Genomic DNA, 14,328 nt, shown 5'->3' with positions numbered 1-14,328 from the left:
CCAGGATTCTGATCAGGGTGGAATGGCGGCATTTGCCGAACTCATCCGGAAACTTGACAGCACTAATAAAACCAGCCTTAAAGTCGACGCGCTTACCGAATATTTCAAAAACGCACCGCCAAAAGATAAGGTTTGGACCATTGCGATTCTCAGTCATCGCCGGCCGCCCCGTCCGGTTAATACTACTTTGATGCGGGAATGGGCTTCAGAACTGGCAAATATCCCACTGTGGCTTTTTGAGGAATCTTATCATATTGTAGGCGACCTCGCTGAAACCATCGCGCTGGTCATTCCAAATTCCGAAAGTACCACCGAAAAATCACTCAACCAGTTCCTTCAGGAAATTGTCGATTTGAAACCGCTTTCAGAAGAAGAAAAAAAAGAATACCTGTTCGAAAACTGGCGAAATCTTAATTACTACGAACGCTTCGTTTTTACCAAACTTATTACGGGAAGTTTCCGCATAGGGGTGAGTCAAAAGCTCATGACAAGAGCTCTTTCAAAAGCTACCGATATCGATGAAGATATTCTCGCGTATAAGATGATGGGAAACTGGGATCCTTCGAAAACCAGTTTCAATAGTCTTATTCTGGAAGAAAATGAGGAGGATTATTTGTCCAAACCCTATCCGTTCTATTTGGCCTATGCGATTGAGGACGAACCGGAAGAACTTGGCGATCCGTCAATCTGGAGCGCCGAGCATAAATGGGATGGGATCCGCTCCCAGGTGATCGTGCGCAATAATGAGCTTTTCGTTTGGAGTCGTGGCGAAGAACTTGTCACCGATAAATATCCCGAATTCGAGGCATTTGTGGGAGTGATTCCCAACGGAACGGTGATCGACGGGGAAATTCTCCCTTTTCCGAAAGGGCAAATTGGAACTTTTAAAGACCTGCAAACCCGAATCGGGAGAAAGAACGTGACCAAAAATCTGCTTAAAAAAACACCTGTAATTCTGAAGGCTTATGATCTGCTGGAATGGGATGGTGAAGATATCAGGGAAATGGCTTTTGAGGAAAGGCGGAAAATTCTTGAAAGATTACACCAGGAGGTCTCTGCGGAAAAATTTCCGTTACATCTTTCCGAATATATCACTTTTGAAAGCTGGAAAGAAGCTGCGGAAGAGAGAGAACGAGCGCGGGAAGTCATGTCGGAAGGATTGATGCTGAAAAGGCTTGATTCACCTTACCTGGTGGGCCGAAAAAAAGGTGACTGGTGGAAATGGAAAGTAGATCCGCTTACCATCGATGCGGTTTTAACCTACGCCATGCGGGGGCACGGGAGAAGAAGCAATCTTTTTACCGATTATACCTTCGGACTCTGGGATGAGGAAAAACAGGAACTTGTGACTTTTGCGAAGGCTTATTCGGGCTTAACCGACGAGGAGTTCCGAAAATTAGATGCCTGGATCAAGAAAAATACCCTGGAGAAATTCGGGCCGGTACGAAGCGTAACGCCACATCACGTTTTCGAAATTGCTTTTGAAGGCATCGCCGAATCAAAACGTCATAAAAGCGGCGTAGCGACAAGGTTCCCCAGAATTTTGCGATGGCGAACCGATAAAAAAATAGAAGATGCCAACACCCTCGAAGATCTCAAGGCTTTGATCCCCTGATTTTTTTAGAAAAATTTTAATAATGCAAAATTAAAAATGGTATTTATATTGTTATTCCATCAATGTTTTTAACTGTTTCGTGCAACTAAAATTTGTTCAAAATGAAAACTAAATTTTTTATGCTGGCAATACTTCTTCTAAGTCTTACAAGTTGTAACGCTCAGGATAAAAAGGAAAAGAAAGAAACTGAAGAACAGGCCAAAACTGCTCAAAATGCTCCTAAAGGAAGCTGGAAAGTAAACAGGGAATTCGATGAGAACGGAAACCTGATAAGCTACGATTCCACCTATGTTTATTCGTATAACACGATCAATGGTGATACGATCTCTGATGCGCAAATGAACAGAATGATGCAGAATTTCCGCCAGTATTTTCAAAGCAGCGGAATGAATGACCAGTCGGCTTTATTTGAATCGTTTTTCAATGATTCTATTCCCGAAAATGATTTTTTGAATCGCGGATTTTTCAGTCATCATATGAATTCAAAAGATTTTATGGACCAGGTGCGGAAAATGGATTCGATCCACCAGGAATTTATGAAACATAATTATCCGCAGTTCTTTTATAACGGGCATCAACCAATAATTCCGAGGGTAGAAGAACCGAAAGGAAAATCAACACAGGGAAGTACCTGATAAAAAATAAAAATATTGAGCTGTCTGAAAAAAAGACTGTAATATTCAAAAGACGATCTGTTAACCTGAATTTTCCATAAATCATGATCGCTGAATATTATAAGAATGGCTTATTTTTCAGACAGTTTTCTTTTAAATTGACTCCATCTACTAATAAAATATGAACAAAAAGGAACTTGTAACTTTAGCTGAAAACTGGTTTGCCGGTCAGGATTGGAAGCCTTTCAAGTTCCAGAAAGATACCTGGGATGCTTATCTCCAGAAGAAGAATGGTCTGCTTAACGCGCCTACAGGCAGTGGAAAGACCTTTGCGCTATGGATTCCTATTGTTCTGGAGTACATTCGAAAAAATCCCGATTACACAACCAAACATAAAAGTGGTTTAAAGGCGGTTTGGATCACACCGCTGCGAGCTCTTTCCGTAGAAATTGAGCAGGCTGCAAGCCGGTTTGCAGAAGAGATGGGAACACAGTTTACGGTGGGGATAAGAACCGGAGATACACCTCAAAAAGAACGGGCAGCGCAAAAAAAATCGATGCCAGATTTGCTCATTACTACTCCCGAGAGTTTGCATTTACTGCTTTCTTCCAAAAATTATAAAAAACAATTCAAGAATTTAAATGCTATTGTCATTGACGAATGGCATGAGTTGCTGGGCAGCAAACGCGGAGTACAGGTAGAACTGGCGCTTTCAAGATTGAAAACCATTTCTAAAGATCTTCGAATTTGGGGGATCTCGGCTACGATTGGGAACCTCGAGCAGGCCCGAGAGGTTTTATTGGGACCCAATTCTGAGGCACTGAAAAATTCGGTGATGATCAAGGCCGATCTTAAAAAGAAAATCGAGGTAAGATCGATCATTCCCGACAAAATGGAAAAGTTTCCGTGGCGGGGTCATTTAGGATTACACCTGATCGATGAGGTCGTTCCCATTATCAAAAATTCAAGAACCACGCTGCTTTTTACCAATACCAGGTCGCAGTGCGAGATCTGGTTTCAGAAACTGCTGGCGAAATATCCTGAGCTGGCCGGGGAGATCGCCATGCATCACGGGAGTATCAATAAAGAAACGCGTCTTTGGGTGGAGCAGGCCATCAGGAATGAAAGTCTGAAGGCTGTGGTTTGTACCTCCAGTCTTGATCTGGGAGTCGATTTTGCGCCAGTTGAAACCATAGTTCAGATTGGCGGTCCTAAAGGAGTAGCGCGATTTCTTCAGCGTGCCGGGCGCAGCGGGCATCAGCCCGGAAAAGTGAGCCTGATCTATTTTTTGCCTACCCACGCAATTGAACTTATCGAGGCTTCAGCGCTTCAGAAAGCCGTTGAAAAGAAGGCGGTGGAAGATCGAATTCCCTATCTCATGAGTTTTGATGTGCTGGTACAGTATTTGAACACTCTGGCGGTTTCCGACGGTTTTTATCCAAAAGAGATCTTTCCCGAAGTGGCTTCGACTTTTTGCTTTCAGGGAATTACCGAAGAAGAATGGCAGTGGATCCTCAATTTCATCACCAAAGGAAGTCAGAGTTTACAGGCTTACGACGAATATAAAAAAGTGGAGATCGAGGAAGACGGAAAATTCAGGATCAACGATCGAGGCGTGGCCATGAGACACCGGCTGCAGATAGGGACCATTGTGAGCGATGCGATGCTGAGTGTAAAATATATGAAGGGCGGTTATATCGGGACGATCGAAGAATGGTTCATTTCAAAACTGAATCCCGGCGACTCCTTCACCTTTGCGGGACGGACTTTAGAACTGGTTAGGATCAAAAATATGCAGGTTCTGGTTCGGAAATCTCAAAAAAAGAATTCAAAGATTCCCAGCTGGCAGGGAGGAAGAATGACATTTTCTGCACAGATGAGCGAGCTTCTACGGGAAGAAATGTATGAAGCCTCAAAGAAAACCAACAGAGGTACATCCCGGGAATTAAGATCCTTAAAGCCTATTCTGGAAAGGCAGAAAAAAGAATCCATCATTCCAAATAGCCAGGAATTTTTAATCGAAACTTTTAAAACCCGCGAAGGTTTTCATGCCGTTTTTTATCCTTTTGAAGGAAGATTTGTTCATGAAGCGCTCGCAAGTTTGCTGGCTTATAGAATTAGTTTGTTGTCACCTATCAGTTTTTCCATCGCCTTTAACGATTATGGTTTTGAACTGCTTTCAGACCAGGAGATCGATATGCAGCAGGTCATCGATAATAATCTTTTTTCGGAAGAATATCTGATGGACGATCTTTATAAAAGTCTGAATGCAACCGAAATGGCCCGGCGTAAATTTCGGGATATCGCGGTAATCGCCGGACTTGTTTTTACCGGTTATCCTAATAAACTGGTGAAAAGCAAACACCTGCAGTCAAATTCGCAGTTATTATTCAGCGTTTTCAGGGATTATGAGGAAGATAATCTGTTATATCAACAGGCTTTTCGGGAAACTTTCGAGCATCAGCTGGAAGAAGGTCGTTTAAGATTGGTTTTGGAGCGGATTGCGGAACAGAATATTGTATGGCGAAAATGTGAAAAACCCACGCCTTTTTCGTTTCCTATTATTACAGACCGGCTGAGGGAAAAACTGTCTTCCGAAAAACTGGAAGACCGAATTCGAAGAATGCTACAGCAATTTGAAGATTGATTATTTTTTCAACTGCTCATCTAAATAATGACGCACTATTTCCGTAGTGACGCCAAAAGCAACATGAGCGAAAAGTTCATTAAGCTGCATACGAATAGGGGTGTCGGTAGGTTTAGGCTCCAGCCCTAAAATTGGCAGGGAAGTTTCATGAGTGGTCGTCCAGGTGGTGAGACCAAAAACAACCCCGTCAACAGGTCTCAATCCATGGCGGTCTTTTTTTCCATAGCCATAAGCGGCGCCGAGAGAACCGCCAAAAGGAATATTTACGAGCTGCTCTGCGAGGGCTTCATTTCGAGTGCTGACCGGAGTGCCTGTAATTTTTGTAGAAAGATCATCCACTATTTTAATTTGGGCCGAACGATCTTCGACCTGGCGAACAGGAAGAAATTGTTCAATAATGCTTTTTAACGCGGAGCCAGCAAGTCCGCCAACAAATCCGGCGATGAGACTTCTGCTTGTATTTGATAGATAGGAATCTTTCTGAAAGAAGGTTTGAACGCTCATAATCTTTTCGTTTTCACTCTTAAAGCTATTTATTCAACCAGTTTTCTGCAATCATTTAACAAGTATTTGACATTAAAAAATTCAAATTTGGTATTTTTGAGTATGAGCGAAAAATTGAATATTGCCTTCATTCAGGCCAATTTGAAATGGGAAGATTCCGAAGCGAATCGAAGTTTATTTTCCGGGGAAATCGATAAAATTTCTAAGGAAACCGATTTGATCATACTTCCTGAAATGTTCACCACTGGTTTTAGCATGAATGCTGAAAAGCTGGCTGAGCCTACCAGAGGAGCCACCTTGGAATGGATGCAGCAGCAGGCGAAAAAGAAGAAATCCGCGGTAACCGGAAGTGTAATCATTTCTGAAAATGATAATTATTACAACCGGTTGTTTTTCGTGTTTCCCGACGGAAATTATAAGCTTTATGACAAGCGACATACCTTCACCCTGGCCAAAGAAGATGAAACTTATACCGCCGGAAGGCAACGCCTCATTGTGGAGTATAAAGGCTGGAAAATTTGTCCGCTAATTTGCTACGACCTTAGATTCCCGGTTTGGGCACGAAATACCGAAGATTACGACCTGCTAATTTACGTTGCGAACTGGCCAAAAAAACGGGTGAACGCCTGGGATACTTTGTTAAAGGCAAGGGCCATTGAAAATATGAGCTATTGCATAGGCGTTAACCGTACGGGCGAAGACGGCGATGGTTATGTGTATAATGGCCATTCTGCGGCTTATGATTGCCTGGGTAAAGAATTGACTCCCCTCGATCGTTCTGAAGAATTCACTGCTGAAATTTCTATCGATAAAGCAAGCCTTTACGAGACCAGGAAAAAGCTGAAATTTCTTCAGGACCGTGATACTTTTAGTCTAGATTTATAGTTTCGTTTACATCCCAATTGGCGCGAACGTTAAGAGTATCGGAATAATATTTAATGATTTCCGGCTGTTTTTTCTTTAAAAAATCGCCGGTGTCCCACTCTTTGTTTCCATTTTTGTCGTAGATCACCCTGAGCAGAAAATCGCCCGGAGTCAGGTAAGGAAACTCAAAGGTATTTCCACTCTCCGCATATTTTTCTGCCAAAACCTGCCCTTTAGTAGACGTTAACTGAACAATGACCGGATAAGACCTGATATTGGGAATGGTGGCTACGATCCTACCGTAATCTGAAGGGCCTTTTGTTTTAAAATTTTTCTTTATAGTATCATTGGTGGCCTTGAAAAGATCTTCAATGGCTCCGGGAAGTGCGGTTACCTGGTAATTGTTCTCGGTAGTTTTATTAAATGAAATCTGAAGTTCATTTCTTATTGGAAGAAATTTTGCGGTAAAAGGCACATCTGCAGAATCTTTGTCAAGAATTTTTATCAATTCAGGCTGGTAAGCTGAAATAGGAGTATTTGCGGTGAACTTTAGATCTTCTTTGATCCCAATGCTTCCTGAAGGTTCAGCGGTAACCTTCAGCGAATCACGCTCAAGTTTGGCAATTCTTGCCCAAACAGTATCGAGGGTGGTGGGAGTAACAACTTCGAAAGAAAGACTATCGATTTCGGGTTTTATATTATACCAGTAATTTACACTGTCTTTGTCTTTCACTTTGGTGATTCGATACTCATAATCTGGAGGCTTGTTATTCAGCAAATTTATTTTAAGGCTATCGAGTTCAGTAGAACCTTCGTAACCAAATAAAATTTGATGTCCCTTAACCTGGGAAGGCCTTTTAGGTTTGAAAGGAAGTTTTTCCTTGAATACCGTGATCTCATAAGTGCTATCGGTAGGAATGGTGATGGGTTCAGCCACGAATCCAATTTTCTCACTTTTAGGATTGTAGAGATAGTTGTTGTTTTTATCAATTATCGCGACCATTTTGTAGGTGCCTTCCTTTAAATTTTCTAAGTTAAAGGTGTAGGTACTGTCTTTGGAATAAGTTACATACCTGGGCGTTTTTTTATAAACCGCAGAATCGGTGTAAGTAGAATCCAGCTCATATAAAAAGATCGAAACCGGTGCTGGAGGAGCCTTAAGGCTTGCATCTTTTACTTTACCAGAAACCGAAAGTGAATCTATATAATCTCCGGTGGAAAAGACATATTTGAAATAATTATTGGAGTTGCCTTCATTGTTGTCGATGATGCTTTTTCCGAAATTAATGGTGTAGGTAGTATTTTTTTCAAGAGTGTCAAAAATTTCAATTTTGATATCTTTTCTGGCTGTGCCCAGAGGCATGATATTCGGTTTGGGATCCATTGGCGGTGAAATGATGATCTGCTGTTGAGGTTTGTCCAGCTTGATATATTCATCAAAATAGATGCGGATCTGCCTGGCATCGAAATGGATACTATAATTCTCGGGATTCGCACGAATGAATTTTGGCGGATCTTTATCAACAGGTCCTCCCTCCGGCATTCCTTTTTTTGCGCAACGCACCACCGTAAAAGCTAAAAGTATCACCAACAGGTAACCCGGAATTCTAATTTTCATAAACTAACTGCTATGGAATCACAAAGAAACGATTATTTTGATTTATCACATAAATCTAATCGGTTATTGCCATGGTGGCGATGCTGATTTTTACACCGGGAATTTCCTGCAGCTTCAGCGCACAGGCCTCTAAAGTGGCTCCTGTGGTAACAAGGTCATCTACAATAAGAAGATTTTTGTTTTCAGCTTTTTTAATATTCTGAAGTGAAAGACTTTCATTGATTTTGCCGCCGCGGGCAATCCTGTTTTTTAGTGTTTGGGTTTCAGAAGCTGTGATTTTCAGAAGAATATCATCGGCATATTCGGCTTTTATGGCTAGAGCTATTTCCTTTCCAAAACCTTCCACCTGGTTATAACCTCGTTTTTTAAGCCTGGATTTATGCAACGGAACCGGAATTACCAGGTCAATTTTCCGGTATTCAGAAATTTTTGAAATTTCACTTCCCAGCCATTCTCCAAGGAAATTTCCTATCTCTTTTTTTCCGCGATATTTAAGCTCATGAATGAGTTGCTGCACGCCGGCTTTTTTTCTGAAATGTAGCAAAGCAGTAGCGTTTTCAACCTTTGCACGACCATAAAATACTTTTTTTACAGGGTTCTCGTTATCAAAATGATAGCGGGTAACCGGCAGATCATGCAAACACGCGGTACAGATAATTCTTTCATTCTTCAGGAGTTCTGCCTCACAAATGTGGCAAACCGGAGGGTATAAGAGGTTAACGAAATCGTGAAACATTTGTTAAGAGCTTGTTGCTTACCTTGTTAATCGACTAAATTTACAAACTAAATAACTATAAACGATGACAGAAAAGAAAAGCAATACCGCATTGAAAATCCTTACCGGTGTGCTTGCTGTGGCACTAATTGCCCTCAGTATTTATACTATTAAATTTTACAATGAGGAAAAAGAAAACGAAAAAGTACTGCAAAAAGAAAAGTCAGTTATCGAAGATGAACTTAATGACCTGATCGTAAAATACGATGAAGCGATCAAAGAAAACGAGGTTATGGACCAGGATCTGGTCAATGCACGAGACCGTATCGCGCGATTACTGGATTCGGTTAAAGATAACGAAGCGAACCTAGTACTTATTTCCAAATATCGCCGGGAAATCGGGAACCTGAAAGCCGAAAAAGACAGGCTCTTCAGGGTCGTGGACAGTCTTAGTGCGCAAAATCAGCAGCTTTCTACTTCACTTGACAGTACTAGCGTGGCCTTAAAGGAACGCACGAAATTATCAGATTCACTGCAAAATACAAATCAGGACCTGAATACCAAGGTCAATAAAGCCTCGAGGCTAAAAATTGCCCGGTTAAAAGCTGAAGGAGTGATTGTTCGCAACAGTGGGAAAATCATTGAGAATGATAATAATCGTCGGGTTGATCAAATTCGAACCTGTTTTACCTTAACGGCAAACGACCTTGTAGAGCCGGGTGAAAAGAATTTGTATGTACAGGTTTATAATCCCGATAATGAGCTGGTGGGAGATCGCATTGTCGTGCAGCATGAAGGTGGAACCATGGTTTACAGTGCCGCATCAAAAGTGTATTACGAAAATGAAGAACTTGACGTGTGCATCCTGGCAAAAGCTAAAGAAGATAAACTTAAAGAAGGCACCTATAAGGTCTATGTTTATAACGATGCACTTCTTCTGGGAACTGCAAGTTTTACTCTCAAATAGTCTTAATTAATAATTTACAGGGCCGCCTTGGATAAATTCAGGGCGGTTTTTTTATTTTTGCGGCATGGCAAAACAAGAAGATAGTTTTAAGAACGTGATCTCCCACGCAAAGGAGTATGGTTATATTTTCCCTTCCAGCGAAATCTATGATGGTTTGAGTGCCGTTTATGATTATGGCCAGAACGGGGCAGAATTAAAGAAAAACATAAAAGAATACTGGTGGAAAAGCATGACGCAGCTGCACCAGAATATAGTTGGGATCGATGCGGCGATACTGATGCATCCCACTACCTGGAAAGCTTCAGGGCATGTAGATGCGTTTAATGATCCGCTCATAGATAATAAAGATTCCAAAAAAAGGTATCGCGCCGATGTTCTGGTAGAAGATTATGCGGAAAAACTTCTTCAAAAAGCTGAAAAAGAGATCGAAAAAGCCAGCAAACGCTTTGGCGAAGATTTCGATGAGGAAATGTATAAAGAGACGAATCCGCGTGTAAAAAGATATTTGGGAGAGCGAAAGGAGATCCTGGAAAGACTCGCCAGATCTTTAACAAATGAAGACCTGGCTGATGTAAAGGCATTGATAGAAGAACTTGAAATAGCCGATCCTGACACAGGTTCTAAGAACTGGACAGAAGTACGACAGTTCAATCTAATGTTCGGGACCAAATTGGGAGCTTCAGCCGAAACTGCTACCCAATTATACCTAAGGCCGGAAACGGCACAGGGGATTTTTGTCAATTTTCTGAATGTTCAGAAAACCGGAAGAATGAAAATTCCTTTTGGCATCGCTCAGATAGGAAAAGCTTTCCGGAATGAAATCGTAGCAAGACAGTTCATATTCAGGATGCGCGAATTCGAACAAATGGAAATGCAATTTTTTGTTCGTCCGGGAGAGGAACTGGAATGGTACGAGAAATGGAAAGAAATAAGATTAAAATGGCATCGTTCCCTTGGATTGGGAGATGAAAATTACCGTTTTCATGATCATGAAAAGCTGGCCCATTATGCCAATGCCGCAGCCGATATTGAATTTGACTTCCCATTTGGTTTCAAAGAACTGGAAGGAATTCATTCAAGAACAGATTTCGACCTGAAGGCCCATGAGGAGTATTCAGGTAAAAAACTGCGTTTCTACGATCCTGAATTAAAGGAAAATTATGTGCCCTATGTGATTGAAACCTCTATTGGCCTGGACCGTATGTTTTTAGCGGTACTTTCTTCCTCTTTAAAAGAAGAGGAACTGGAAGACGGAAGTATGAGAACGGTTTTAAAACTTCCAGCCGTACTGGCTCCCACAAAAGCGGCCATCCTTCCTTTGGTGAAAAAAGATGGGTTGCCAGAAATGGCACAAAAGATCGTTGATGATCTTCAATGGGATTTTAAGGTGCAGTATGATGAGAAAGATGCCATTGGACGGCGTTACCGCAGACAGGATGCAGCCGGAACACCACTTTGTATCACTGTGGATCATGAATCTTTGGAGGATAATACTGTGACCGTTCGGTTTCGGGACAGCATGGAGCAGAAGCGTGTAAAGGTGGAAGAGCTTAATTCTATAATCGAAAAAGAAACCGACTTCAAAAGCTGGATGAAAGGCTGGACCAACTAAAAAACACCTGTTTTTTAGCAATTTTTTAAGAAAGGCATTGGATAAATCCTATTGCCTTTCGGTTTTAAATCTGATGATAATCCCTATTTTTAAGAAATTTTTGAAGAAGCCTTTTTCCTGATGAAAAAATACCTGTCCCTTTTCTTTATCTTTTTTGTACTAATTTTTGCTGAAGCGCAAACGCCGAAACAGGCAAAAGCTGTTGCGGTTACTACTGCGAAAGCTGTGCCTTCCGGTCCTCTTTCCAAAGCAAAATTGATTCCTCCAAGAACCGATTTCAGATTATTTGAAGAAGAGCAAGAGCATCCGGGTAATAAAATTGTACCAGGAAAAGGGCTGCCCAAATATAAAGATCCGGTTATGCAATCTAAGATGGGAACTATAAAATCCAGGGCTCCCATAAGGACTTTTACCGGTGCTACCACGCAATCCACACCCAGTGATCCAACTGGTGCACTTGGGCCCAATTATTATGTAAATGCCTGGAATACTGCTTTCGCTATCTGGGATAAACAGGGAAATCAAGTGGTGCCACCAGCTTCTTTAGAAAGTATAGGAGGTGTTTTTGCTGGCGAGGATGATGGGGATCCAACAGTGATTTATGATGAAGCGGCAAACAGGTTTGTGATTATGCAGTTCAGTACGGGTCCTGAAAGCCCTTACAATAGTCCTACCCCCGGTGCATTTTTGATTGCCGTCTCTAAAGGCCCTGATCCTGTTAACGATGGCTGGTATACTTACCGGTTCAATACAGGAATAACGCCAGATTACCCGAAAATCTCCGTTTGGAGTGATGGATATTATATCACCACCAATTCAGATCCATTGCATGTTGCCAGCGATAAAATCCCAACTATTTTTACCGTTGAAAGAGATAAAATGTTGAAAGGAGAAGATGCTCAAATGGTTTCCTTTCCTCTTCCAGGTATCAATAATAATGGATTTTACAGTCCTGCAGGATTTCATGTAGTTGGGCCCGAATTGCCGCCACCCGGGAATTCACCTATTATTTATTTTCAGGATGATGCCTGGCAGGCTGTAAACGAGGATCATTTAAAAATATGGCTGATTAATGTGAAGTGGAAATATCCTTTTTCCTCTACCATAGAATTAAGTCAGGAGTTGGGAAGTGCAGATGGGGTTTCACCATTTGTATCTAATTTTGATGAGGGTGAATTTAAAAATTTAAGCCAACCTTCAGGACCTGATATTGATGCTCTTCAGGGTGCGGTGATGTATATGACGCAATATCGAAGGTTCAGTGATCACAATTCGGTAGTATTGAACTTTGTTGTTGATACCGAACCTTCCGAAGCTGAACATGCGGGCATCCGCTGGTACGAATTGAGACAATCAAAATATGGCCAACCCTGGACTGTTTATCAGGAAGGAACTTATGCTCCCGACGATAGCGATCGTTTTTGCGGAAGTATTGCCCTCGACATTCGTGGTAATATCGGTTTAGGATATACTGTTTTAAATGATAATCCTAATAATCCTGTCTACCCTTCACTTCGATATACCGGTAGGTATGCTGATGATTCACCAGGACGTATGACCCTTGAAGAACAAAGTATTTATGAAGGGAAAAGTCCCGATCCGTTTTATCGATATGGGGATTATGCCCATTTATATGTAGACCCGAGCGACGGTATCACATTCTGGCATAATGGGGAAGTTTTCGAGGGATCCAAAAGAGTTGATAAGGTTGGGGTTTTCAGGATAGGCATAGAAGATCCAAGAGATTTGTCGGTAGTTTCAATTATTTCTCCAAAAAGTTCAACCTTAACAGATGCTGAAAAAGTGACGGTTAAAATTCGAAATTATGGGACTATGCCTCAATCGAATTATCAGGTAAGCTATACCATTAACGGGCAAACCGTAACCCAAACTTTTAATGAGACTATCAATCCAGGCGAATCTGTTGAACTTACTTTTGATCAGACTCTGGACCTGTCTCAGGGAACTAATTTTACCATTACGGCAAGTGTAAATCTTGAAAATGATATTAATGATTATAATGATTCTTTAACAAGTACTTTTCAAAATCTACCACCAAAAGATGTGGCGGTAACATTTATTGCCAAACCCGTGACAGGATTAGTTCAGAATGCAGATGAAGAGGTCACGGTGATCATTGAAAATCTCGGTGGCGAACCCCAAAGTCAAATCCCTTTGGATTACAGGCTTGGTTTGCGCAACCCTGTTAAAGAAGTGTACCAGGGAGTAATTGGTGTAGGTGAAGAAGAAGTTTATACTTTTTCACAAAAAATAAGGATAAATAGTCCCGGAAATTTTATTTTAAAATCTGAAACCAATCTTGAAGGTGATGCCAATCCAGAGAACGATGCCACGGTTAAATCTTTTGCTAAACTTGATTGTATTCCAGATGGATCAGATTGTAGTTATGGGGACGGGATCAGTTATTTTGAGTTAGGAGAGATTATTAATGAAAGGATTCCCTGTACCACAGGTTATGCCGATTTTATTGGACTTCCGGTTGCTGAACTTGACCGTTCTAAAGGTACTTTTACGGTCACTATAAAATCTGAATTTGCCGAAGAGGATTTTGAGAAATTCTCCATGTGGATTGATCTAAATGATAATGCACTTTTTGAAAGTAACGAGCGTGTTATTTCATCTGAAGTTATTACCGCTGAGGGAACTAAATTATCATATGAATTTCAACTTCCCGCTAATGCTCCACTAGGAGAACATTTATTGAGAATCCGCGCAGGCGATACCCGTTATGAAGGAGATCTTAACGATCCCTGTGATGTAATGGATTACGGAACTACCCACGATTATACCATCTTGTTGACCGACAGTAAACTTGATCTTAAAGATTCCATCTTAAACGATTCGAATTTAGTTGTAGTCTCTGAAGGAAATAATAAGTTTCGAATTATTATGGAAACTGTTATTACCGAGCCTCTTAACATCACTATTTATGATATGCTTGGTCAAAGACTGGTGTACGACCAAATGGAATATACCGGTATTGCTCAGGAATATGAATTGGATATGTCTTATGTGCCCCCCGGCGTTTATTTGGTGAGAGTGGGAACAGAAAAGGCTGGTAAAGTCAAACGCTTTATTGTTAAATAAGATTTAAGAAAGCCCGCTTATGTAAGGTATTCTTGAAATTTATCCTGAGAACCTTATTTTTGAT

The 14,328-nt window shown here is 41.2% G+C and carries 10 protein-coding genes; 7 read left to right on the top strand and 3 right to left on the bottom strand.

Annotated elements, in window-relative coordinates; all coding sequences use genetic code 11:
* Positions 1-22: 22 nt before the first annotated feature.
* The 3 genes from C7S20_RS04325 to C7S20_RS04315 all read left to right on the top strand — a co-directional run bounded on the left by C7S20_RS04325 (position 23) and on the right by C7S20_RS04315 (position 4,876).
* Positions 23-1,615, top strand: a complete 1,593-nt coding sequence (locus tag C7S20_RS04325; RefSeq protein ID WP_107014091.1) for an ATP-dependent DNA ligase — start codon at positions 23-25, stop codon at positions 1,613-1,615.
* A gap of 101 nt (positions 1,616-1,716) precedes the next feature.
* A complete protein-coding gene (locus C7S20_RS04320; protein ID WP_107011328.1) occupies positions 1,717-2,250 on the top strand; it encodes a hypothetical protein in 534 nt (177 codons plus the stop codon).
* A 160-nt stretch (positions 2,251-2,410) separates the two neighbouring features.
* A complete protein-coding gene (locus tag C7S20_RS04315) occupies positions 2,411-4,876 on the top strand; it encodes a ligase-associated DNA damage response DEXH box helicase (protein WP_107011327.1) in 2,466 nt (821 codons plus the stop codon).
* Here C7S20_RS04315 and C7S20_RS04310 read toward each other — a convergent pair whose 3' ends face one another.
* A complete protein-coding gene (locus C7S20_RS04310) occupies positions 4,877-5,380 on the bottom strand; it encodes a DUF1440 domain-containing protein (RefSeq protein ID WP_107011326.1) in 504 nt (167 codons plus the stop codon).
* A 102-nt stretch (positions 5,381-5,482) separates the two neighbouring features.
* Here C7S20_RS04310 and C7S20_RS04305 point away from each other — a divergent pair, with 102 nt between their 5' ends.
* Positions 5,483-6,265 carry an amidohydrolase gene (locus C7S20_RS04305; RefSeq protein WP_107014090.1) on the top strand — a complete coding sequence of 261 codons (783 nt, stop codon included), beginning with the start codon at positions 5,483-5,485 and terminating at the stop codon, positions 6,263-6,265.
* Here the strand turns inward: C7S20_RS04305 and C7S20_RS04300 are convergent.
* Positions 6,249-7,862, bottom strand: a complete 1,614-nt coding sequence (locus C7S20_RS04300; RefSeq protein ID WP_107011325.1) for an Ig-like domain-containing domain — start codon at positions 7,860-7,862, stop codon at positions 6,249-6,251. The two genes, C7S20_RS04305 and C7S20_RS04300, sit on opposite strands and share 17 nt — an antisense overlap.
* A gap of 55 nt (positions 7,863-7,917) precedes the next feature.
* Positions 7,918-8,598, bottom strand: a complete 681-nt coding sequence (locus C7S20_RS04295; RefSeq protein WP_107011324.1) for a ComF family protein — start codon at positions 8,596-8,598, stop codon at positions 7,918-7,920.
* Between the two features lie 64 nt (positions 8,599-8,662).
* Between C7S20_RS04295 and C7S20_RS04290 the strand changes: the two genes are divergently transcribed.
* The 3 genes from C7S20_RS04290 to C7S20_RS04280 all read left to right on the top strand — a co-directional run bounded on the left by C7S20_RS04290 (position 8,663) and on the right by C7S20_RS04280 (position 14,264).
* Entirely contained in the window at positions 8,663-9,544 is an 882-nt protein-coding gene (locus C7S20_RS04290; protein ID WP_107011323.1) for a hypothetical protein, read from the top strand.
* 64 nt (positions 9,545-9,608) lie between these two features.
* On the top strand, positions 9,609-11,156 hold the full coding sequence (locus tag C7S20_RS04285; protein WP_107011322.1) for a glycine--tRNA ligase: 1,548 nt from the start codon (positions 9,609-9,611) through the stop codon (positions 11,154-11,156).
* A gap of 120 nt (positions 11,157-11,276) precedes the next feature.
* On the top strand, positions 11,277-14,264 hold the full coding sequence (locus tag C7S20_RS04280; RefSeq protein ID WP_227009093.1) for a GEVED domain-containing protein: 2,988 nt from the start codon (positions 11,277-11,279) through the stop codon (positions 14,262-14,264).
* The last annotated feature ends 64 nt before the right edge of the window (positions 14,265-14,328 follow it).

This window comes from Christiangramia fulva (genome assembly GCF_003024155.1).
GTDB lineage: Bacteria > Bacteroidota > Bacteroidia > Flavobacteriales > Flavobacteriaceae > Christiangramia > Christiangramia fulva.
This window is presented reverse-complemented; position numbering and strand designations above follow the sequence as displayed.